This is a genomic window from Amycolatopsis sp. NPDC098790 (assembly GCF_044759945.1).
In the GTDB taxonomy this organism is placed as follows: Bacteria; Actinomycetota; Actinomycetes; order Mycobacteriales; family Pseudonocardiaceae; genus Amycolatopsis.
The window spans coordinates 2349565-2369835 of sequence record NZ_JBIWAI010000002.1 but is presented as its reverse complement, the minus strand read 5'-3'; the positions used below and the strand labels follow the sequence as shown (position 1 = coordinate 2369835).

The 20271-nt window shown below is 72.9% G+C and carries 24 protein-coding genes; 11 read left to right on the top strand and 13 right to left on the bottom strand.

Annotated features, from left to right (window positions below):
• Nucleotides 1–431 precede the first annotated feature (431 nt).
• The 4 genes from ACIQWX_RS24665 to ACIQWX_RS24650 are packed head-to-tail and all read right to left on the bottom strand — an operon-like array spanning nucleotide 432 to nucleotide 2808.
• Nucleotides 432–1025, bottom strand: a complete 594-nt coding sequence (locus ACIQWX_RS24665; protein ID WP_400875309.1) for a methylated-DNA--[protein]-cysteine S-methyltransferase — start codon at nucleotides 1023–1025, stop codon at nucleotides 432–434.
• Nucleotides 1022–1498, bottom strand: a complete 477-nt coding sequence (locus tag ACIQWX_RS24660; protein WP_400875307.1) for an RNA polymerase sigma factor — start codon at nucleotides 1496–1498, stop codon at nucleotides 1022–1024. Before ACIQWX_RS24660 ends, ACIQWX_RS24665 begins: the two co-directional genes overlap by 4 nt.
• A gap of 35 nt (nucleotides 1499–1533) precedes the next feature.
• Nucleotides 1534–2298, bottom strand: coding sequence for a putative protein N(5)-glutamine methyltransferase (locus ACIQWX_RS24655; RefSeq protein ID WP_400875304.1), 765 nt, complete (start codon nucleotides 2296–2298; stop codon nucleotides 1534–1536).
• A gap of 12 nt (nucleotides 2299–2310) precedes the next feature.
• A complete protein-coding gene (locus ACIQWX_RS24650; protein ID WP_400875302.1) occupies nucleotides 2311–2808 on the bottom strand; it encodes a L,D-transpeptidase in 498 nt (165 codons plus the stop codon).
• Nucleotides 2809–2946: 138 nt separating this feature from the next.
• Between ACIQWX_RS24650 and ACIQWX_RS24645 the strand changes: the two genes are divergently transcribed.
• The 4 genes from ACIQWX_RS24645 to ACIQWX_RS24630 are packed head-to-tail and all read left to right on the top strand — an operon-like array spanning nucleotide 2947 to nucleotide 5315.
• Nucleotides 2947–3663: a lytic transglycosylase gene (locus ACIQWX_RS24645; RefSeq protein WP_400875299.1), complete on the top strand. Its 717-nt coding sequence runs from the start codon at nucleotides 2947–2949 to the stop codon at nucleotides 3661–3663.
• Between the two features lies 1 nt (nucleotide 3664).
• Nucleotides 3665–4663, top strand: coding sequence for a CHAP domain-containing protein (locus tag ACIQWX_RS24640; RefSeq protein WP_400875297.1), 999 nt, complete (start codon nucleotides 3665–3667; stop codon nucleotides 4661–4663).
• Entirely contained in the window at nucleotides 4660–4923 is a 264-nt protein-coding gene (locus tag ACIQWX_RS24635; RefSeq protein ID WP_400875294.1) for a YbaB/EbfC family DNA-binding protein, read from the top strand. Before ACIQWX_RS24640 ends, ACIQWX_RS24635 begins: the two co-directional genes overlap by 4 nt.
• Complete coding sequence (locus ACIQWX_RS24630) at nucleotides 4920–5315, top strand: hypothetical protein (RefSeq protein ID WP_400875292.1); 396 nt, start codon at nucleotides 4920–4922, stop codon at nucleotides 5313–5315. Before ACIQWX_RS24635 ends, ACIQWX_RS24630 begins: the two co-directional genes overlap by 4 nt.
• Before the next feature lie 68 nt (nucleotides 5316–5383).
• Here the strand turns inward: ACIQWX_RS24630 and ACIQWX_RS24625 are convergent, their stop codons facing one another.
• Nucleotides 5384–6157: an ESX secretion-associated protein EspG gene (locus ACIQWX_RS24625; protein WP_400875289.1), complete on the bottom strand. Its 774-nt coding sequence runs from the start codon at nucleotides 6155–6157 to the stop codon at nucleotides 5384–5386.
• A 48-nt stretch (nucleotides 6158–6205) separates the two neighbouring features.
• Here ACIQWX_RS24625 and ACIQWX_RS24620 point away from each other — a divergent pair, with 48 nt between their 5' ends.
• Nucleotides 6206–6991 (top strand): helix-turn-helix transcriptional regulator, encoded by a 786-nt coding sequence (locus ACIQWX_RS24620; protein WP_400875286.1) that lies wholly within the window; start codon nucleotides 6206–6208, stop codon nucleotides 6989–6991.
• Here the strand turns inward: ACIQWX_RS24620 and ACIQWX_RS24615 are convergent.
• The 5 genes from ACIQWX_RS24615 to ACIQWX_RS24595 are packed head-to-tail and all read right to left on the bottom strand — an operon-like array spanning nucleotide 6903 to nucleotide 10070.
• Entirely contained in the window at nucleotides 6903–7496 is a 594-nt protein-coding gene (locus tag ACIQWX_RS24615; RefSeq protein ID WP_400875283.1) for a hypothetical protein, read from the bottom strand. The genes ACIQWX_RS24620 and ACIQWX_RS24615 overlap by 89 nt on opposite strands.
• The gene (locus ACIQWX_RS24610) at nucleotides 7493–8185 is read right to left on the bottom strand and encodes a hypothetical protein (RefSeq protein WP_400875280.1); all 693 of its coding nucleotides are present in this window, start codon (nucleotides 8183–8185) and stop codon (nucleotides 7493–7495) included. Before ACIQWX_RS24610 ends, ACIQWX_RS24615 begins: the two co-directional genes overlap by 4 nt.
• The gene (locus ACIQWX_RS24605) at nucleotides 8178–8468 is read right to left on the bottom strand and encodes a hypothetical protein (protein WP_400875278.1); all 291 of its coding nucleotides are present in this window, start codon (nucleotides 8466–8468) and stop codon (nucleotides 8178–8180) included. The genes ACIQWX_RS24610 and ACIQWX_RS24605 overlap by 8 nt, the downstream gene beginning before the upstream one ends.
• Entirely contained in the window at nucleotides 8465–9658 is a 1194-nt protein-coding gene (locus ACIQWX_RS24600; protein ID WP_400875275.1) for a PPE domain-containing protein, read from the bottom strand. Before ACIQWX_RS24600 ends, ACIQWX_RS24605 begins: the two co-directional genes overlap by 4 nt.
• Nucleotides 9651–10070, bottom strand: a complete 420-nt coding sequence (locus ACIQWX_RS24595; RefSeq protein ID WP_400875272.1) for a hypothetical protein — start codon at nucleotides 10068–10070, stop codon at nucleotides 9651–9653. The genes ACIQWX_RS24600 and ACIQWX_RS24595 overlap by 8 nt, the downstream gene beginning before the upstream one ends.
• Before the next feature lie 125 nt (nucleotides 10071–10195).
• Between ACIQWX_RS24595 and ACIQWX_RS24590 the strand changes: the two genes are divergently transcribed.
• Entirely contained in the window at nucleotides 10196–10750 is a 555-nt protein-coding gene (locus ACIQWX_RS24590; protein WP_400875269.1) for a copper resistance protein CopC, read from the top strand.
• A gap of 1 nt (nucleotide 10751) precedes the next feature.
• On the opposite strand, the gene ACIQWX_RS24585 is transcribed toward ACIQWX_RS24590, so the two are convergent.
• Entirely contained in the window at nucleotides 10752–12119 is a 1368-nt protein-coding gene (locus tag ACIQWX_RS24585; RefSeq protein ID WP_400875266.1) for an APC family permease, read from the bottom strand.
• Nucleotides 12120–12290: 171 nt separating this feature from the next.
• On the opposite strand from ACIQWX_RS24585, the gene ACIQWX_RS24580 reads away from it, so the two are divergent.
• The 5 genes from ACIQWX_RS24580 to ACIQWX_RS24560 all read left to right on the top strand — a co-directional run bounded on the left by ACIQWX_RS24580 (nucleotide 12291) and on the right by ACIQWX_RS24560 (nucleotide 16870).
• Nucleotides 12291–12785 carry an Lrp/AsnC family transcriptional regulator gene (locus ACIQWX_RS24580; protein WP_167379547.1) on the top strand — a complete coding sequence of 165 codons (495 nt, stop codon included), beginning with the start codon at nucleotides 12291–12293 and terminating at the stop codon, nucleotides 12783–12785.
• Between the two features lie 117 nt (nucleotides 12786–12902).
• Entirely contained in the window at nucleotides 12903–14270 is a 1368-nt protein-coding gene (locus ACIQWX_RS24575; RefSeq protein WP_400875263.1) for an aspartate aminotransferase family protein, read from the top strand.
• A gap of 329 nt (nucleotides 14271–14599) precedes the next feature.
• Nucleotides 14600–15808: a cytochrome P450 gene (locus ACIQWX_RS24570; protein ID WP_400875260.1), complete on the top strand. Its 1209-nt coding sequence runs from the start codon at nucleotides 14600–14602 to the stop codon at nucleotides 15806–15808.
• A 10-nt stretch (nucleotides 15809–15818) separates the two neighbouring features.
• The gene (locus tag ACIQWX_RS24565) at nucleotides 15819–16214 is read left to right on the top strand and encodes a hypothetical protein (RefSeq protein WP_400875257.1); all 396 of its coding nucleotides are present in this window, start codon (nucleotides 15819–15821) and stop codon (nucleotides 16212–16214) included.
• A 2-nt stretch (nucleotides 16215–16216) separates the two neighbouring features.
• Complete coding sequence (locus tag ACIQWX_RS24560) at nucleotides 16217–16870, top strand: LuxR C-terminal-related transcriptional regulator (protein WP_400875255.1); 654 nt, start codon at nucleotides 16217–16219, stop codon at nucleotides 16868–16870.
• Nucleotides 16871–16929: 59 nt separating this feature from the next.
• Here ACIQWX_RS24560 and ACIQWX_RS24555 read toward each other — a convergent pair whose 3' ends face one another.
• Together ACIQWX_RS24555 and ACIQWX_RS24550 are read right to left on the bottom strand one after the other, a co-directional pair.
• Nucleotides 16930–18060, bottom strand: coding sequence for a S8 family serine peptidase (locus ACIQWX_RS24555; RefSeq protein ID WP_400875252.1), 1131 nt, complete (start codon nucleotides 18058–18060; stop codon nucleotides 16930–16932).
• Between the two features lie 14 nt (nucleotides 18061–18074).
• On the bottom strand, nucleotides 18075–20195 hold the full coding sequence (locus ACIQWX_RS24550) for a hypothetical protein (RefSeq protein WP_400875249.1): 2121 nt from the start codon (nucleotides 20193–20195) through the stop codon (nucleotides 18075–18077).
• Nucleotides 20196–20271 lie beyond the last annotated feature (76 nt).

The window sequence follows — 20271 nt, the reverse complement described above, 5'->3', positions numbered from 1 at the left end:
CAAGAGGGGTAGGCGGGCAGAGAGAAAGGAGAGAGGGAGCGAGGGAACGCGCGAGGGCGGGGTGCGAGGGGCAAGGCAGGGGCAGGGGCAGGGGCAGGAGCGCGAGGGCAGGGCAGGGGCGCGAGGGCAGGGGCAGTGGCAGGGGCAGGAGCGCGAGGGCAGTGGCAGGGGCGCGAGGGCGGGGGCAGTGGCAGGGGCAGGAGCGCGAGGGCAGTGGCAGGGGCAGGAGCGCGAGGGCAGTGGCAGGGGCAGGAGCGCGGGGGCGAGGGCTGCGGCAGGGGGTTAGGGAGCGCGAGGGGCGAGGGCTGCGGCAGGGGCTGGGGAGCGCGAGGAGAAGAAGCGGCGCGAAGTGGTGAAGACCAAGGTCGCCCCGCCCCCGCTGCCCCTCCCCGCCGCCGGCGACCGGCGGGAGGACCGCCAACCTCACGAACTCAAGCCGCCTCCAAAGTGAGCAGCGTCCGCTTCGCCTCCTCGCCCCCCGCGTACTGCCCGTACGACCCATCGGACCGCACCACCCGATGACACGGCACCACCACCGGCAGCGGGTTGAGCGCACAAGCCGTCCCCACCGCTCGGACCGCCCTTGGACTCCCCGCCGCCGCTGCCACTTCCGCGTAGCTCTCCGTGTGGCCGTAGTCGATCTCCGGCAAGTGCTCCAGTACCGACAAGCGGAACCCGCGCGCCAAGCGGAAGTCCAGGGGCAGGTCGAAGGTGCGGCGGCCGCCCGTGAAGTACTCGTCCAGCTGGCGGACCGCTGCGTCCAGGCGGGCCGGGGCTCGGAGGATCCGGGGGCTGATCGCCGCTGCCAACGCTTCCAGGACCGCGTCGTGGTCCTGGCGGTCGAATGCCACCTTGACCAGGCCCTGGGCCGTCGCCGCCAGGAGCAATGGGCCGACTGGGGTGTTGATCGTGTGGTACGCGACGTCCAGCAGGCCCTCGCGCTCCGCTTCGGTGCTCAGCCGTTCGTGCATGTGGTGCGGCAGGACCTGAGCCTCGACCGGGAACGACCAGATTGCGTCGATCATGAGTGCGCTCCTTCCAGGGGGTAGACGGCCCGCAAGGCCTTGACGCCGTCGGCGGCCGCGCGGCGGGCGGCGTCCGCCGTGCCTCCGGTGATCTCCGCGATCTCGCGGTAGGGCAGCCCGGCCAGGTAGTGGTACGCGACGGCGGTGCGCTGCTTGTCCGGCAGCTTGGCCAGCGCGTCCCACAGGTCGCCGTTCCACGCGTCGGCGCGGCCGGGGCGGTCCGGGATCTCGCCCACCGGCAGGGGACGGCGGGCCTGCGCGCGGGTGACGTCGACGGCCTTGCGGTGCGCGATCGTGACGAGCCACGCCTGGACGTTCGCGTCGGCGGGCAGCTCGGGGTACGCCTTCAGCGCCGCCAGGAACGTCTCCGACCAGGCGTCTTCGGCGTCCGCTTGCCCGAGGACGGCCCGGCAGACGCGCAGGACCATCGGCCCGTGCTCGGCCACGATCTGCTCGAACGGTTTCACGATCACACCTTGAAGACGTCCGGGTCCGCGGGAACGTGAGGTCACACTTTCGTGGTACCCGTGACCACAGTCGCACCCAGTTCGTCCGACTCGTGCACGCGGGCAGCCAATCCGGCCGCGGCGAAGATCCCGCTCAGCACCGGCGCCTGCGCGGAACTCGTCTCCACCAGCAGCGTCCCGCCCGGCGCGAGCCAGCGCGGAGCACCCTCGGCGACGCGGCGGGCGAGGTCGAGGCCGTCGAGCCCGCCGTCGAGCGCGACGCGCGGTTCGTGCAGGCGCGCCTCCGGCGGCATCGTCGCGACGGCCTCCGAAGGCACGTACGGCACGTTCGCCAGCAGCACGTCGACCCGGCCGCGCAGGGACGCCGGCAGCGCGTCGTACAGATTCCCCAGGTAAACCCGAGCGTCAGGGAGGTTCACCCGCGCACAGGAAACAGCCGCGGGCTCGACGTCGGCCGCGTGCAGCTCACGGGGGACCACCGCGGCACGGAACGCGGCCCCCAAAGCGCCCGAGCCACAGCACAAGTCCAGCACCACCGGGTCCGGCGGAGCGAGCGAGACGGCGACGTCGACCAGGAACTCGGTGCGGTGGCGCGGCACGAACACCCCGGGCCGCACGGCGATCCGCAGCCCGTGGAACTCCGCCCAGCCCAGCAGGTGCTCCAGCGGCAGCCCGGCGACCCGGCGTGCCACCAGCGACTCCAGCTCGGCGGGCGTCGACGCGGCCGCGACGAGCAGGTCCGCCTCGTCCTCGGCGAACACGCAGCCCGCCGCGCGCAGCCGGGAAACGATCGGTGAAGTGTCCAACGGGGAACGAGCCTACTGGACCTGCACCGCGTCCCCGACGTTCAGGCCGTCGAAGAACGCGGCCGAATCGGCGTCGGAGAGGTGGACGCAGCCGTGCGACGGCGCGTCCAGCGGCCCGGCGTGGAAGGCGATGCCGCCGGCGGCGAAGAACACCGAGTTCGGCATGTCCGTGCCGTACTCACTGCTCGTGTGCTCGCGGTCCTTCCAGACGACGTGGAACGACCCGGCGGGCGTCGTCTGGTCCGGCGGCCCGAAGCCGGCCGGGACCGGGCCGCGCACGACCCGGCCGTCGCGCAGCAGCCAGGCCAGGTGCTGCGCGAGGCTCACGCACGCGCCGGTCGTGACCGCGCAGGGCGGCGCGGGTGGCGGCGTGGTCGTGGTGACCGGAGTGGACGTCCGGACCAGTGGCGCGGGTTCCGCGATCGGGCTCGGCGTCGTCGCGCGCGGTGCCGCGCACGACGCCGTGACCAGCGTCAACCCCAGCAGGGTGACCACCCCGGTTGCGCGCATCCGTCTTCCCCTCGCCGAACGTTCTCCCCTGATCAGTACGTGTGAGCGGCCCCGGAGGTTGAGCCGCGCGTGCACCCGGGTTGTCCCTGCGTGCACCGCGCCTACCGGAACAGGTACCCGGAGGGACAAGGTCGAACCATGACGAAGCTGAGCGCCGAGCAGATCGCCCGGCACGCCTACGCGGCCGGGTTCCGCGGCCAGGGCCTGACCACGGCGGTCGCGGTCGCGCTGGCCGAGTCGGGCGGGCGGACGACCGCGCACAACGCCACCCCGCCGGACGACTCCTACGGCCTCTGGCAGATCAACATGCTGGGCGCGCTCGGCCCGGAACGGCGCCGGCAGTACCACCTGAAGTCCGACGACCAGCTGTTCGACGCGGACACCAACGCCCGGGTCGCGAACAGCATTTCTAGCGACGGCCACGACTTCACGCCCTGGTCGACGTACACGAACGGCGCGTACAAGCACCACCTGACGGCCGCGCGCAAGGCCGCCCAAGACGTCACGAAGCACCACGACGAGCCCCAGTCGCGAGGGGGTGGTGGCGAGCCGCTCCGGGTCGACGACACGGTGCTGCACGCCTACGTGCGCCGGACGCGGCACGTCGCCGACGCGCTGGGCACCGCGACCGGGCAGCTGCGAGACGTCCGCGAGATCGCGCGCGACAGCTTCGGGAAGATCGGCGAGGAATCGGGCTTCGCCGACGCGCTGGCCGGGTTCGGGCTGGCGCTGCAGCGGCAGGTCAAGGGCGTCGGCGCGCACGCCGACGGGCTCGCGTCGGCGGCCGGGAAGGCCGCGAAGTCCTACCGCGACCACGAGACGGCCACCGCCGCCGCGCTGAACGGGAAGGGCTGACGTGGACACCGCCGCACTCGCGCGCTCCTTCGCGAAGGACCTGATCGCGCACCGCAACAAGCTCGCCGGGAAAGCCGAAGACGCCGTCCGCGCCGAATACTCGCTGCACCAGGTGGCCGGGGCGCTGGACGCCCAGCACGACGCCTACCACAAGGAAAGCACCACGGTCCTGGGTCACTGGCACGGCCGCGGCGCCGACGGCTTCCGGCACAACAGCGCGAAGCTGACCAAGGAACTGAAGATCACCGGTGCGGCCGGCGCGGCGGCGGAAAAGGTCGTCGCGCACGTGGCGTCCACAGTGGACAGCGGGCACACGGCCGTGCAGCGGCTGGTCGACGAGTACACCGCGCAGGCCAAGCAGGTCCTCGACGCCGGGGTCGCGGCCGGGACGCAGGCGGCGCTGATGCGGGCCGTCGGGCACGCCGCCGACCTGGCACCCCGGTACACGCGCCAGTCGGCGTCGACCCTGCGGCACGTCGACGCGGAACTCAAGGCGGCGGCGAAGAAGCTGCAGGAGCTGCGCAAGGACCTGACCCACGACGGGGTCGCGGACAAGACGGTGCCCGCGAAGGCGGTTTCGGGGCGGGGCAAGGAGATCGTCCACGCGGCGCGGAAGGAACTGGGTACGCGCGAGAGCCCGCCGGGCAGCAACCGGAACCCGTACGGGCCGACCGCGGCGTGGTGCTCGTCGTTCGCGACGGCGATGTGGCGCAAGGCCGGCGTGAAGATCCCGGTCCTGCCCTTCAGCGGCGACGTCTACCGCTGGGGCGAACGCAATGGGCACGCCTACGGCAAGAACTCGCTGCACGAAGCGAAACCGGGGGACGTGCTGATCTTCGGCACCGGCCCGCAGAACACGTCGACGAGCACGCACATCGGCATCGTCGAGAAGGTCGACGGGAACCGGGTCACGATGATCGAGGGCAACTCCGGGGACGCCGTCCGCCGGAACACGCACACGCTGTCGGCGTCGACGTTCTACGGAGGGGTGCACCCGTGATCACCGGAAAAGCCGCCGACCGGACGGTCGCCGTGGAGGTCGCGCCCGGCGGCGCGCTGCAGGAGCTGACCTTGGAGGCCGCGGCGCTGCGGCTGGAGCCGGACGAGCTGGCGCGCCGGATCCTGCTGCTGACGGCGGCGGCGTCGGCGCGGGCCACGGCTTCCTTGTGGCACACCTACGACGGCGTGGCCGCCCTCGGCCTGCCCGAGCCGGGGGAAGCCGCGGAAGAGACCACTCCGGACAGCTGGCGGGCCCAGTGAACCGCACGGCTGTAGAACTGGCCGACGACGCTTTCGCGGCCTCGGAGCCCGGGTATGGCGCGCGCCTGGCGGCGATCCGCGCCACCGCCGCGGACGACGGGGTCTCGGTGGTGGTCGACCTGCACGGCGCGCTGGTGGACCTGCGGTTCGACCGGTGGGCGCTGAACAAATCGCCGGGGGAATTGGCCGGGCTGATCCGGCGGCTGGCTTCGGAGGCGGGCGCGGAAACCTTGCGGCAGGGCCGCGAACTGCTGGGCGACCTGCTACCCGAGAGCTCGGAAGGCCCGAAGATCGCGGAGCGGCCGGCGAGCGTGACCGACGCCGGGCCGAGGATCCGGCCCCGGCGGAACCCCGAACCCGACGAGTTCCTGCCCGCCACCTGGGCGACCTGACCGCGGTCGTGAGTGAGAAACAGGGTTAGAACACTGTTTCTCACTCACGACGAGCCGCGGAAGACTGCTCAATGGACGTCGTCGACCATGCGCGCCAGGCGGTCGGCGAGCCAGGCGCCGTCGGCGGGGGTGACCGTCACCCACGGCTCGCCGCCCACGTCCTCCGGCGTGACCGCGTACCGGCCCGCCGCCGTGTCGAACCAGGCCAGCACCGGGCTGCGGCCCGCCGGGCCCGTCGCCGCCAGCTGGCCGGCCGCGTACCGCTCCGCCGTCACCAGCGTCGCCAGTGGACGGACCGCGCGGCCGGTGATCCCGGCCGTGCTCAACGCCCGCTCGAACGCGTCGTACCCGTTGCGTGCGTACGCGTCCATCGCGGCCGAGTACACCGCGCGGGGGAGACGCAGCTGGTCGCCGGGGCCGGCTTCGGGAGAGCCCACCATCCGGGCCACCGCGGCGACCAGGCCGTCCGGGCGGACCGGCTCCAGCACCAGGTCGCGGTCGTCCAGCACCGCGAGCACCCCGGCACCGTCGCGGGCCGCCGCGAGCAGCCGCCAGGGCGCGTCGCCCAGCACCAGCGCGTCGACGCTCAGCGACGCCGAACCCAGCAGCACTACCAGGTCCGCCAGCTCCGGGTCGACGTCCTCGCCGTCCGTGAGACCCGCGTCGGTGAGGCCGGCGAACACCTGGACGCCCAGGTCGTCGCGCTCGGCGTGCGTCGCGCCGTGCGACGGCACGTCGAACGGGTACGGCGGCGGCCCGCCCGGTCCCAGGTCCTCCCAGAGGAGATCGAATTCCAGATGCGACAGGATCACTCCCGCCGCCGTCGCGGTGCGCCGCGCCATGGTCCCCCTTCCCGTGCCGAGCGGCCGCCGTCGGGCACGATGGTGCCGATGGCCGAGCCGCAGTCGATGGACGTCCCCGCGAGCGGGTACCTCGTCGTCCGCGCGTCCGGCGCGGCGGCCGCGCGCGCCGCGATCCTCGGCGGCCGCCGGGACCCCGAGGACGTCCAGCTGCTGCTGCGCTGTCCCGTCCCGCGAGCGGTCGCCGAGTCCGGCGCGAAGCTGACGTTCGCCGACGCGACGCTGCACCTGCAACCGTCCGGCGTCGTGATGCTGACCGTCGCGGCGGCGAAGCTGTCGATCTCGTTCGCCGAGCTGCGGCCGCTGATGTTCCGGCCGGTCGAGGTCGACGCGCCGCTGCGGTCGCTGTTCGCCGGCGCCGTCGCGCACGTCGTGGCGGCCGGGCCGCGGCTCGACCCGCACGGGCTCGCGCACCACCTGCTGGGCCTGGCCGAACTGGTGCTGCGGAGTGCCCTGCGCGTCGAGCTGGACCGCGTCGACGCTTTGGCGGCGCGAAGGCGTGAAGCACTCGAGTACATGCGCGCGCACCTCGGCGAGCAGTCGCTCAGCGCGGACAAGATCGCCGAAGCGCTGTACATCTCGCGTCGGCGGCTGTACCAGCTGTTCGACGACGGCCAGGGCGTCTCGGAACGGTTGAAGGGCCTGCGGATCGAGCGTGCGAAGGCGGTGCTGGCCGACCCGGCGAAGGCGGGACGCGGGATCGCGGAGATCGCGCGGGACTGCGGGTTCACCAGCGCCCCGCACTTCTCGCGGACGTTCCGCCAGGCGACCGGCCGGACCCCGCGCGAGTTCCGGGAACGGGCGCTGCGGGGGTGAGGTCGACGCCGGCGACGAGCGTCCCGGCCAGCCCGGCGACCTCCAGCCAGCCACGCCCGCCGGGGGAGTGCAGGGTGAACACGGCGGCGCGCGGCCGGTCCGGGTCGAGCACGACGGCCTGCAGCTGCGCGCCGGACAGGCCGATCCGCTCGACGATCACCACCGGGTAGCCGCGGCCGGTGTGCGCGTTGCTGACCTCGCGGATGCCGGGGGTCGTGTCGGCGATGAAGTAGCCGAGGTCGGCGGCGTCGCCGGGGTGGTCGACCGGGACGACGCCGGCGATGAGCAGGGCGGGGTCGGCGTCGCGGTGTTCGACGAGGGCCAGCAGCCCGGCCCGCTGTTCGTGGGCGATCTCCGCGCACTGGACGGCGGCCGCTTCCAGACCGAGGTCGCGGGCGGCGTCGGGGCCGCGCAGGCGGGCCATCAGCGCGTGCAACTCGGCGGTGGTGCGCTCGACGGAGTCCAGGGTGACCGGGGTGATCCCCGGAACGGCGGGGAGCTTCACCGGCCACCCAGTGCCGCGGCGAAGGCGCTGACGGCACCCGGCGGCGGCGTGACGGGCACGACGGGGGTCTTCGCGACCGTGACGCCCAGCTCGCGCCCGGCGGCCGAGAACGTGTCCAGGTGGGTGGTGATTCCGGCGAAGACGGGAGTTTCCGGCAGAGGGGTGCCCTCGCCGAGAGCGGTCAGCCGCTCGGCGACGCGGATGGCCTCGGTGCGGTGGGCGCGGTCGAGGTCGCGGGCTTCGGCGAGGACGCGGTCGAGGTCGTCTTGGCGGGCGGTGAGCCGGGCGCGGGCGGCGGTGAGGTTCGGTTGGGTGGCGGGGGAGAACTGGGCTTCGGTTTCGGCTTGCTCGACGTCGTCGCGGGCGGCGGTGACGGCTTGGCGCGCGGCGATGGCGCGGCGGTCGAGGTCTTCGGCCCGGCGGTGGTTCGCCACGAGAATGCCGGCCCAGTCTTCGAGGACACCGGCGGCGGCGCGGAGGGCTTCGCGGGTGGTGGCGAGGCCGGCGGCGGTCCGTTCGGCGCGGTCGGCTTGGGCTCGCGCGGAGCGGCCGGCCCATTCGGGGATTTCGCCGGGGGAGGGGATTTGGGCGAGGTGGGTCGCGGTGTCGGTGTAGTGGCGGGCGGCTTCGGCGACGGTGTCGGGGTTGCCGGGGACCGGGTCGAAGCCGAGGCCGCGGTACTCAGCCATCGGCGCGGCCCAGCTCCTCGGCCGCCGCCGCATCTGTTGCCCGGTACGCCTTCGCGGCCGTCCGGACATCCGTTGCCGCTGCGGCGAAATCGCTCTCCACCGCCCGTATCCTGCCGGACCACTTGCCCGTCAGCGCGGTGAGCGCGGCCGCGACCGGGCCCGGCCCGCACTCCCCGGCCGGTGCCTCCAGTGCAACCGCCGCCGCACCGTACTCCTCGGCCGTGTCCGCCAAGCGCAGCGCCAACGCGTCGAGGGCCTGCGGGTCCGCGTGGAAGCCGCTCATTCGCCGAACACCGGGGGGTACGCCGGCGGGAGGTCGTCGAGCAGGTCGTAGCCCTTCGCGTACTTGTCGCGGTGCTCGGTGTCCTCCTCGCGTCGCGTCTGCTGGCCGGGCGGGTACATCCCGTACCCGCCCGCCGTGCCGCGGCCGCCCGTCCCGCCCGGCCCGAAGCCCGTTGTCCCGGCGCCGAAACGTCCCGCGCCGGCCCGGCCGCCTTCGCCGAGACCGGGCGCTCCGGAACCCGGCGTTCCCGCGACGGGGAAGCCGTAGCCGGCCGCGGGCGAACCCGGTCCGGCGGCGCCGATCACCCCGTCGAGCGCGCCCGGGACCCCGGCGCCCGTGAACACCGGCGGCAACGCGGACGCCGTCGACGTCGAGTCGTCCGGTCCGGTGCCCGGCTCGTGGCCGGATCCGTCGTGCGGCCCGGGCCCCGGCTCGCCGGGGCCGCCCGGAGCGGGCGGGACCGGAGGTCCGGGAGGCGCCGGAGGGCCCGGCGGGGGAGCCGGGGGCAGCGGTGTGGTGCCACCGGGGCCGGCGGTCACCGGCGGGGCCGTGTCGAACTCCGGGGGCAGCCGGTGGCGGACGTCGTGGCTCGCGCTCTCGTACTGCTCCATCACCCGGACCGCTTCGGCCTTGGCGGCGTCGGCTTCCTGCTTCGTCGGCAGCTTGTCGTCGAGCAGCTGGTCCAGCATGTACGTGCCTTCGGGGCCGTCGAGCCGCTTCACCGCGTACCCCTGCCGGAACCACCGCTCGGCCCAGTAGTGCACCGGCTCGGGCATCCGGCGCCGCGCTTCGCTGACCACCGACGTGTACGAGTCGAGGCCGGAGCCGACGCGCTGGGCGTTCTCGCCCACCGTCGTCGCCCAGCCGGTCAGCCGGTCGACCGACGCCGCCGCCTGGTCCGCCGACGGCCCCTGCCACGACTCGCGCAGCTTCCGGACCAGCGCGGACACCTCTTCGGTCGCGTTGCGGACGCCCGTGGCGACCTCCTGCCACCACGCCGCGTGCTCGCCGAGCTTCGCCGGGACGGCCGACTGCACCATGTCCCACAGCTCGCGGTGCTCGTAGGCGTTCCAGTTGATCTTGCCGAACGTCGCTTCGCGGTTGTTCCTGGTCTTCGCCCGGCGGACCCGCCGGGCCTTGGCCCGCTGCCGCGCGGTCGGCGCGTGGTGCGTCGAGTGGAACTCAGGCATCGGCGTCCCCCGCCGGCAGGGCCGCGGCGGCCTCTTGGTCGTTGCCCTGGTGCATCGTCACGACGGTGTCGAGCGTCTGCCGCAGCGTCGCCAGCTCGGCCAGGTACGACTGCAGCGCGGCCTGGACCCCGCCCGTCTCGGCACCGCCGCGCACCGCGAACGAGCGGCGCATCCAGTGGGCGACCGGGCCCTTGCCGTCGGCCAGCTCGGTGTCGAGACCGCGCGCCGTCTCGAGATGGCGGGACAGCTCGTCGTAGTGCGCGTCGATGGCACTCTTGGCGTCCACCACACCGTCGTAGTGAAGCTCGATGCCGCTGGTCACCGGTCCCACGATGACCGGCTCATTCGTTTCACGCTGCTCTTCCGCACGCAGCTGCCGCCGCGCGTCGGCCTCGTCGCGCACCGTCGCCATTTGAGGTCCTCCCTCGCCACCCAGGCGTCCATCCTGGCCAATGGTCGTCGCGATGAGAAGACCGGCCCACCCGGGTGCACGGGTGGACACGAACACTGCACGGGCGGATAGGGCAGGATGTCCGGATGATCCCGCGTCGTGCGTTCGGAGCCGTTCTCGCCACCCTCACCGGGCTCGTGGTGCTGGCCGGACCGGCCGCCGCCCACACCGACCTGACGTCCAGCTCGCCTGCCGAGGGCGCTTCGCTCACGGCCGCGCCGTCCGAGGTCAAGCTGACTTTCGAAGAGCCGGTGACGCTGCCGCCGGAGGCCGTCAAGGTGACCGGCCGCGACGGCACCGCCTGGACGGTCGGCACGCCGACCGTGGCCGGGTCGGTCGTGACCGCGCCGGTGACGCCGTCCGGACCGGCCCAGGCCTACACACTGACCTGGAAGGTGATCGCGAAGGACGGCGACAACCTCACCGGCACCGTCCACTTCACCGTCACGGCCGCGGCGACGACGACGGCAGCCGCCCCGACGACGTCCGCGGCCGCACCCGCCGTCCAGGCCCAGGCCCCCGCCCCGGCCGCGGTGGACACCGGCATCCCGGGCTGGATCTGGGTAGTGGTCGCGATCGCCGGCCTGCTCGCGGTCATCGTCGTCGGGCTGCGCCAGCTGCTGGGCCGCCGGAAGGACTGAGCTACTCCTGCGGGACCGTCACGACCCACCGCTCGGGACGGCGGCGCAGGTAGCCCCACCAGTACAGCGCCGACACCACCAGCACGCCGGCGGTGATCCCGAGGTCGAGCGCGCTCTGCTCCACCAGGACGTAGGCGAGCGCCCCGACGGCGAGCACCGGCACCACCGGCCACGCCGGCATTCGCCACACGTGCGGCTTCCGGTGCGCGGCCCGGCGGCCCCGCAACGCGGCGGCGGCGACGCTGAGGTAGAGCGCGACGACGGCGACCCCGGTGACGCCGCTGAGCGTGTCCACCGGCACGAAGCACAGGACGGCCTCGGACAGCCCGACCACCAGCGTCGCGATCCACGGCGCGCCGAACCGGGTGCTCACCACGCTCATCGCGCGGTTGACGGGCGTCGGCCACGCCCGGTCGCGCGCGGAGGCGTAGAGCACGCGCGAGTTCTGGATGACCATGACGATCACCGCGTTGACGATCGCGGCGGCGATGCACAGGCTGATCGCGGCGCCCACAGTGGAATTGCTCCAGCCCGTGACCAGCGCCGTGAGGTCGACGCCGGCGAGCGCGGCGGCGTCCGGCACGGCGAGGGTCACCGCGACGACCGGGACGAGGATGACCAGCGCGCTGATCCCGAGCGTCCAGAACACCGTGCGGGCGACCGTCTTGCGCGGCTCCCGCATCTCCTCGGCGAGGTAGACGGCGGTGCTGAAGCCCTGCACGACGAACAGCGCGACGGCGAGCCCGGCGACGACGGCGATCAGCCCGATCGGGCTCGTCCCGAGGCTCGGCTTCAGCAGCACGGCCGGGCTCTGCGTCGTGTGCGTGAACCCCAGTAGGGACACGGCGAAGATCGCGACGACCTCGATGACGAGGAAGATCCCGGTGATCCAGGCGTTGGCCCGCAGGTTCAGCAGGCCCATGACGGTGGACGCGAGCATCACGAGCGCTCCGGCGACCGACGGGTCGATGTCGGCCACCGCGGCCACGTAGTCCGCGACGCCGATCGCGATGATCGGCGGCACGACGAGGATGACGATGAACGACAGCATGAAGGTCAGCCAGCCCGCGAAGCGGTTCGCCACCGTCGTCACCATCGCGTATTCGCCGCCCGCGCTCGGCACCAGCGTGCCGAGTTCCGAGTAGCAGAAAGCGATCCCGACGCAGAGCAGCACGGCGAGGGCGATGGCGAGCGCGGTGCCGGTGCCGAGGTCGGCGAACAGCGGGGGCACGAGGACGAACAGCGACGACGCCGGCGTCACGCAGCTGAGCGTGAGCAGGGTGCCGCCGCCGACGCCGATGGAGCGCGTGAGGGTCTTCTTCGCTTCGGCGGGTGCGGTGACGTCGGGCGGGGCGGGAGTGCGGGGCATGGGCGTTCCCTCCGGCCGGGGGCAAGGTGCGACGGATGGAACAGCACCGATTCGGTGTTGTCAACGCGCCGAAGACGACCGAAATCGTCGTCTGTCCCGGCTTGGAGCCTTCGGATTTAGTCACGGGTGGTGACGGCGTGCCGGGATTGCCCCGGGTCGCCCGCGTCGGGGATGATCCGGGGCGTGAGCAGCCAGGACACCCCGAGCCGGCCCGCGCCGCCGGTGCTCGACGACATCTCGCGGCAGATCATCGCGCAGCTCCAGGAGGACGGCCGGCGCGCGTACGCGACGATCGGCAAGGCCGTCGGCCTGTCCGAGGCCGCCGTCCGGCAGCGGGTGCAGCGGCTGTCCGACTCCGGCGTCATCCAGATCGTCGCCGTCTCGGATCCCTTGCAGGTCGGGCTGTTCCGGCAGGCGATGATCGCGATCACCGTCGACGGGCCCCTCGAGCCGGTCGGCGACGCACTGGCCGAAATGGACGAAATCGCGTACGTGATCCTCTGCGCCGGGCGCTACGACCTGCTGTGCGAGGCCGTCTGCGCGGACGACGAGGCGCTGCTTCAGCTGATCTCGACGCGGATCCGCGCGCTGCCGGGCGTCCGGCACGCGGAAGCGATGGTGTACCTCAAGCTGCGGAAACAGACGTACCAGTGGGGTACTCGCTGAGCGTGACGACTAAATCCGAAGGTCCCAGTGGGTAAATGACCTTGAATTAGTCGAGCAGGTTCGGCTGGACGACTGAATCGCTTGCTCCAAGGGTGTCGAGCATGCGATAACCGAGGCATGACCACTACCGCCGACCTCGCTCAGACGGCTCGCGACCACCTCTGGATGCACTTCACCCGCCACTCCGCCTTCGACGAGGCCGACGTCCCGGTGATCGTGCGCGGCGAAGGACCGTACATCTGGGACTCCCGCGGAAAGCGCTATCTGGACGGGCTCGCGGGCCTGTTCGCGGTCCAGGTCGGCCACGGCCGCGAGGAACTCGCCGAAGCCGCCGCGCGGCAGACGAAGCAGCTCGCGTACTTCCCGTTGTGGGGCCACGCGCACCCGACGGCGATCGAACTGGCCTCGCGGCTCGCTTCCGCGGCCCCGGGCGACTTGAACCGCGTGTTCTTCACCGTGAGCGGCGGCGAGTCCGTCGAAACGGCGTGGAAGCTGGCGAAGCAGTACTTCAAGCTCGTCGGGAAACCGGGTAAGCACAAGGTGATCAGCCGCGCGCTGGCCTACCACGGCACGTCGCAGGGCGCGCTGTCGATCACCGGCATCCCGGGCGCGAAGGCCGACTTCGAGCCGCTGGTGCCGAGCACCCTGCGCGTGCCGAACACGAACTTCTACCGCGCGCCCGAGCACGCCGACGACTACGTCGCCTACGGGCGCTGGGCCGCCGACCAGATTGAGCAGGCGATCGAGTTCGAGGGTGCGGACACGGTCGCCGCGGTGTTCCTCGAGCCGGTGCAGAACACCGGCGGGTGTTTCGTGCCGCCGCCCGGGTATTTCGAGCGGGTGCGCGAGATCTGCGACAGGCACGACGTGCTGCTGGTGTCCGACGAGGTGATCTGCGCGTTCGGCCGCGTCGGGTACGACTTCGCCGCGAAGCGGTACGGGTACCAGCCGGACATCATCACGACGGCGAAGGGGCTGACGTCCGGGTACGCGCCGCTGGGGGCGGTGCTGGCCTCGGAGCGGTTGATGGAGCCGTTCACGCGGGGTTCGACGACGTTCATGCACGGCTCCACGTACGGTGGGCACCCGGTTTCGTGCGCGGTGGCGCTGGCCAATTTGGACTTGATGGCCCGGGAAGGCTCGTACGACCACGTGCTTGCTTCGGAAGACGCGTTTCGGTCCACTTTGGACAAGTTGACGGACTTGCCGATCGTCGGGGACGTGCGGGGGGCCGGGTTCTTCTACGGCATCGAACTGGTGAAGGACAAGGTGACCAAGGAGACGTTCAGCGCCGCCGAGTCGGAGCGGGTGCTGCGCGGGTTCCTGTCGGATGCGTTGTTCGAGGCCGGGTTGTACTGCCGGGCCGACGATCGGGCCGAGCCGGTCGTGCAGCTTTCGCCGCCGTTGGTCTGTGGCCAGGCGGAGTTCGACGAGATGGAGCAGATCCTGCGGGACACGCTGACCCAGGCGTGGAAGATGCTGTAGGGCTTGCCTCCGGCCCCCGGTATCCACGCTAGCGGACGGCACCGACAGTTTCGCCGTGGTGACGCGGACGGGCAGGGTCCGGCGGAGTCGGTCGCCGACGTCTTGAATGACTCATTCAGGACCTCCGAGGTCCTGAATGAGTCATTCAAGACCTTTCGCCGGGCCGAAGCGGGTTGCCGGGGTTGACCCGAAAGGGCGGGGAATCGCGCATTCCCCGTCCCGGCGGGGCTTTCTGAGTACCGTGGACCGCAGGGGGACCGGGGGGAGCGGCCGGTGACCGGCCCGCCCGTGTCCGCGCCCGACCGGCCGCGCGTCCGGGAGGAGATCCGATGACCGCGACCACGGACACCCCGCGCCTGCCTTTCGAGCGGGCGAACGTCCTGGAAATCGCTCCGCTCTTCGAGGTGCCGCGCCGGCAGGGGCCGGTCGTGGCCGTGACCACCCCGGCCGGGGACCCGGCCTGGCTCGTCACCGGGTTCGACGAAGTGCGCGCCGTCTTCACCGATCCGCGCTTCGGGCGCTCGCACCCCGCGCCCGAGGAAGCCTCGGCGCTCTCCGACGCCGCCATTCTCAGCCGGCCGCAGGGGGACCACGAAACCGAGCACGTGGAGCACGCGCGGATGCGGCGGGTGCTCGTGCCCGCCTTCTCCGCCAACCGGATCCGGCGGCTCGCCGGCCACGTGCAGGAGCTGGCCGACGGCTGCTTCGCCGCCATGGAACGCGCCCGGCGTGGGGACGAGCCCGTCGACCTGCGCGAACACCTCTCGTTCCCGCTGCCCGTGCTGGTGATCTGCGAGCTCCTCGGCGTCCCGTACGAGGACCGCGACACCTTCCGGGTCCTGTCCGAGCGGATGGGCCGGATGGACATCGGTTCCGGCGCCGAAGCCGCCCTCGACGAGTTCGCCGCCTACCTGGGCCGGCTCGCCGCGGCCAAACGGCGTGACCCCGGCCAAGACGTCGTCTCGGACCTGGTCCGGGCGCAGGCCGAGGATCCGTCCTTCACCGACGACGACCTCGCCCGGCTCGCCGCCGGCCTGCTGTTCGCCGGCCACGAGACCACGTCCAACCGGATCGACCTCGGCGTCCTCTACCTGCTCACCGACCTCGCGCGGCGCGACGCCCTGGTCGCCGACCCCGACGGGACGACCCACGGCGTGGTCGAGGAGATCCTGCGGCTCTCGGCGCCGGGTGGGCTCGGCGCCCTGCGGTACGCGCACGACGACGTCGACCTCGGCGGAGTGCGGGTCGCCCGTGGCGACGCGGTCGTCCTGGCGCTGACCGCCGCGAACCGGGACCCGGCCGTGTTCCCGCACGCCGACGAGTTCGACGCCGGGCGCAAGCCGAACCCGCACGTGGCGTTCGCGTACGGCGGCTGGTTCTGCATCGGCGCGAGCCTGGCCCGCACGGAGCTGCGCGTCGTGTTCGGCTCCCTCTTCCGCCGGTTCCCCGGGCTCCGGCTCGCGGTGCCGGTCGACGAGCTGGAGATCCGGGCGAACCGGGTCACCGGGGGAGTGGACCGCGTGCCGGTCCTCTGGTAGACCTGCGGCGGTGACGCTGTGGGACACGCTCGGGATGGACGACAAGCTCATCAAAGTGCTGAAGGAGATCCCGCCGGGACCGGACGCGCCGGAGTTCGGCCCGGCCTACGTGACCATCCACCAGCTGGCGGTCGAGCTGGACCAGCGGTTCCCCGAGGTCCGCAAGCAGCTCGACGTGCCCCTCGGCGGCGCCGCGACGCGCCACGCCGGCCTGGTGGAACTGCTCGGCAAGGAACTGGTCGACAAGATCAAGCGCTACGGCGACGTGTACCCGATCGAAGCGGCGCAGCTGTCCTCGGTCCGGTTCCGCGAGCTGCGCCTGCGCGGCCCGGGCGGGCGTGACCTGGTGGGCGCCTCGCGCACCGACCTGCCGCTGATCCGCCTGCGGCCCAAGGACCAGGACTGACGGTGCTGCCCCCGCCACCGGTCCGGGTCCTGGTGGCCGAACGCGATCCGGCGGTGCGGGCCCGGCTGGGCGCCGTGCTGGGCGAAGCGGACGGCATCGAGCTGATCGGCTCGGTCCCGGACGCGCCCGCGGCCCGGACGGAGCTGCGCCGCCGGCTGCCGGACGTGGTGCTGCTGGACCTGCGGCTGGGCCCGCTGGGCCCGGTGTTCCGCCGTCCGGCCGTGCTGGCGCTGGTGACGTTCGACTCCGACGCGGGCATCCTGCGCGCCCTACGTGACGGGGCCGCCGGGTACGTGCTGCGTTCGGCCCGGCGCAACGAGCTGATCAAGGTGGTCCGCCTGGCGGCCGACGGGCACGCGGTGCTGTCCCCGGACGCCTCCCGCCGGCTGGTCTCGGCGGCGACCCGGCTGTCCGGCCCGCGCGACGAACGCCTCGCGGGCGTCGACCGGCTGTCCGCGCGCGAGCGGGAAGTGCTGGTCGGCATCGGCTCAGCGTTGTCGAACGCGGAGATCGCGACGCGGCTGGGCGTGGCGGAGCCGGTGGTGCGCACCCTGGTGGACCAGGTGGTGCGGAAGCTGGGGTGCGCGCACCGGACCGAGGCCGGCTTGCTGGCGTACGAGCGCGGACTCTGCCGGCCCGGGGTCGAAACGACGTGAATGACTCATTCCTGTCGTCTGGTGACAGGAATGAGTCATTCACTACACGCGGCCAGGCGTCAGAAGCCGGTCAGGCCGTTCGGGACTCCTACACCGGTCGGAGCGTCATAGCCCGGCCCCGCGACGCACAAGTAGTCGCCGCCGCACTTCTTGCCGCCGCCCGCGGGGTCGTTGTGGCCCGTCGTGACGTCGGTGAACCGGGACGCGTTCGCGTACAGGTCCGCCGGCGCCGTGACATGACCCGACCGCGCGATCAGCCCCGCGACGAACGGCGCCGAAGCGCTCGTGCCGTTCGCCGGGAGCCAGCCGCCCGCGTCCGCGTAGTGGATCGCGATGTCCTCCGCCGCCGCGGCGACGTCCGCGACCGTGCGCTTGCCGCAGTGGGTGTCCCGCTGCCACGACGGCTTCGCGATGTACGCCGAGCAACCGCTGCCGCCGTACTGCCACGCCGATTCCGCCCAGCCGCGGGCCGAGGACGGGTCGCGGGCCAGCGACGTCCCGCCGACCGCGATCGTCGTCGCCAGGTTCGCCGGGTAGCTCGCCGCCGTGAAGCCCGCGTCGCCCGAGGAGGCCACCACCGCCACGCCCGGGTGCTGGTAGTGGCTCGCGAACGCCAGCGGTGCGCCGCCTTCACGGGCGCCGTAGCTGTTCGACACCACCGTCGCGCCCAAGCGGACCGCCGTGTCCTCCGTCTCCGCCAGGTCGGCGAACCCCGGCGTGTTCCCTTCGACGACCAGCAACCGGCACGACGGGCACGCCGCCGACACCATCGAGACGTCCAAAGTGGACTCCATCGCCCAGCCGAAGTCCGCCTCGGGCAGCGGCACGGCCGCACCCTGCTGGTTGACCTTGCGGAAGCAGCCGTTCGCCGTCGTGCACGGCGGCAGGCCGTACTGCGCCCGGTACGCCGCGAGGTCCGCCTCCAGGTTCGGTGCGTCGTAGGCGATCGAGATGCCGACGACGGTGTCCGGTCCCGGTGCCGTCGGTAGCGCGTAGGCCGAGGCCAGGTCGTCGGCGCCCCAGCCGGCCGGGCCGTCCGCCAAGGCGCGCACCGGGGTGTAACTGGTGAGGCAGCGCGCCACCCCGGGTCGCTCGGGACACGCCGCGCGCGGTGCCGGAGCGGCGGTCGCGGCCGGAGCGAACGCGACGACCAGGACGGCGCTCAGCACGCCGATCAGTGCTCTGTACACAGTGGACTCTCCTCTCAAACCGCGTAGACGTGGTAGGCGGCGGTGATCGTCTCGGTCACGGTCGCCCCGGCCGCGTCGGCCGCCGTCACGCGCAGCGAGACGTCCGTGCCGCGGAAGGCGTCCGTGACCGCGGTGAAGTCCGCGTGGAAGACCCCGTCGCCGCGGGCGGTGACCGCCGCGTCGTGCCAGGTCGCGCCGTCGTCCGAGTACTGCACGGTCGCCGCCGTGATCGGCGAAGCCGTGCTCAGCTGCAGGTGCCCGACCGTGAGGTCGAGGCCCTGCGGCCCGGACACCGTGGAACCGTCCGGCCGCAGCCCGCCGACGGCGTACCCGAGGGTCAGCATCGGCTCGACCGCGCACGACCGGTCGACGCCGCCCCGCAGGCGCAGGCAGACCAGCGCCGCCGGCAGCTCCGCGCCCTCGACGTGCCGCGACGGCCACGTCCACTCGGTGTGGGTCGCGGTGCTCTGGTGGTACATCGGCCCGGTGCGCCCGGCGTCGAGCGTCAGCCCCAGTGTCGACGGCCCGGCCGCCACTGGCTGCTCCAGCGTGAGTTCGGTGATCGCGGTCTGCGGGTTGCCCTCGGCGAGCGTGGCGCCGTCCTGGGTCAGCGCGTAGTGCCCGGTGATGGTGTCGCGGGCCTCGCCGTAGAAGCCCAGCCCGGTGTGCCCCGGCTGGTTGTCGCTGAACGGCGTGATCGACAGCCGCAGCAGGTCCCCGGCCCTCGTCGCGGCCGGCGCCACCGGTGCGCTGCCGTCGTCCAGCGGCAGCAGCGCGACCTCGCCCGCCGGGTGCAGCGGGAACCTGTTCCAGTCCTCGGTGACCGAGGTGCCGCCCTGGTAGGCGTGGAACGGCTCGTACTGGCCGCCGGCCCAGCCCGGGAACGGGCCGGGCAGCACGTACTTCGAGAACCCGCCGAACCAGCGCAGGTCCGGCGCCGCCGAGACGTACTCGACCTGCTTGCGCGGCAGCTGGATCGGGTGCGACACCCGGCCGCTGACGTCTTCGAAGGAGAACATCCCGCTGCGCTGCCGCAACCCGAGCGACGAATACTCGCTGAAGTAGGTCGAGTCCACCGCGGCGACGTCCTTCGCCGTGATCACGTACCGCTGCTTCGGAATCGTGCCGGTGCTCGCCTTCTGCAGCACGTATTCGTACGGCGTGCCGGGCCCCGGCGGGGACACCAGCCTGCTGTACGGGTACGTCTGCAGCGCGCCCGTCTTCACCGGAACGGCCGTCGGCGACACCGCGATCGGCACGCCGGGCCCGGCGTCGAAGTCGACGAGCAGTGCCGGCCCGGTCTTGGCCGCCCGGCGGAACAGGAACCCGGTGTCGTCGAGCAGCGCCGGCCGCGGCGTCACCCAGGTCAGCTTGCTCGAAGCGCGGGAAGCGTCGACGCGGACGGTCTTGTCCGCCTTGACCGCGAACTCGGGCTGCGCGCTGAACCGCACCTCGGTCGGGTTGCCGTCGGCGTCGGCCGTCCAGAACAGGCCGAGCGCGCTGTAGTTCCCGTCGGGGGCGCTGAACTTCGCCGTGCCGCCGGAGAAGTAGTTGACGCTTTCGTCGAAGTCGAGGAGGTTCCCGTCGTCGGTGTTGTAGAGGAACGCGACGCCGGTGTCGGCCGGGTTGCCGGCGATGTCGGTGGCGTCGAGCGACACCGTCCGCATCACCGAACGCGGCCGGACGGCCGGTCGCGCGCCGGGCAGCGCAAAGGAAGCACCGCCGGCGAAGAGTCCTTGCCCGCCGAAGTGCCCGCGCGCGTTGTCCTCTTTGAACTGCTTCGCCAGCGCGGGCCCGAACGTCGCCGGGTCGGCGGGCAGCGGCGCGCCGGCCAGCAACGCGCCGACGTCGAACAGGCTCAGGTCCAGGCCGCGCCCGAGGTAGGGGAGCGCGGTGCCGGGGACCTCGTAGTCGCGGTCGCCGAGCCGCAGGTGCACCAGCGCTCGCGCCATGCCCTTCTCGACGACCGGCCGGACGTCGAACAGGGACCGGCCGTCGGCGGTGGTCCGGACGCTGACAGTTTCGCCGGTGATCAAGGTGGCGGACGTCGCGGGCACCGCGGCGCCGGCCTGCGGGGGAGCGATTCCCCCGAGCCCGGCGAGCACGACCCCCAGGACGGACAAAGTTCTTCGCACTGGCACCTCCGTGTGGTGGTTGATCACCACTACCGACGGGCCAGCCGCCCGCGCCGTTGAGGCCGGGCCGCGATCT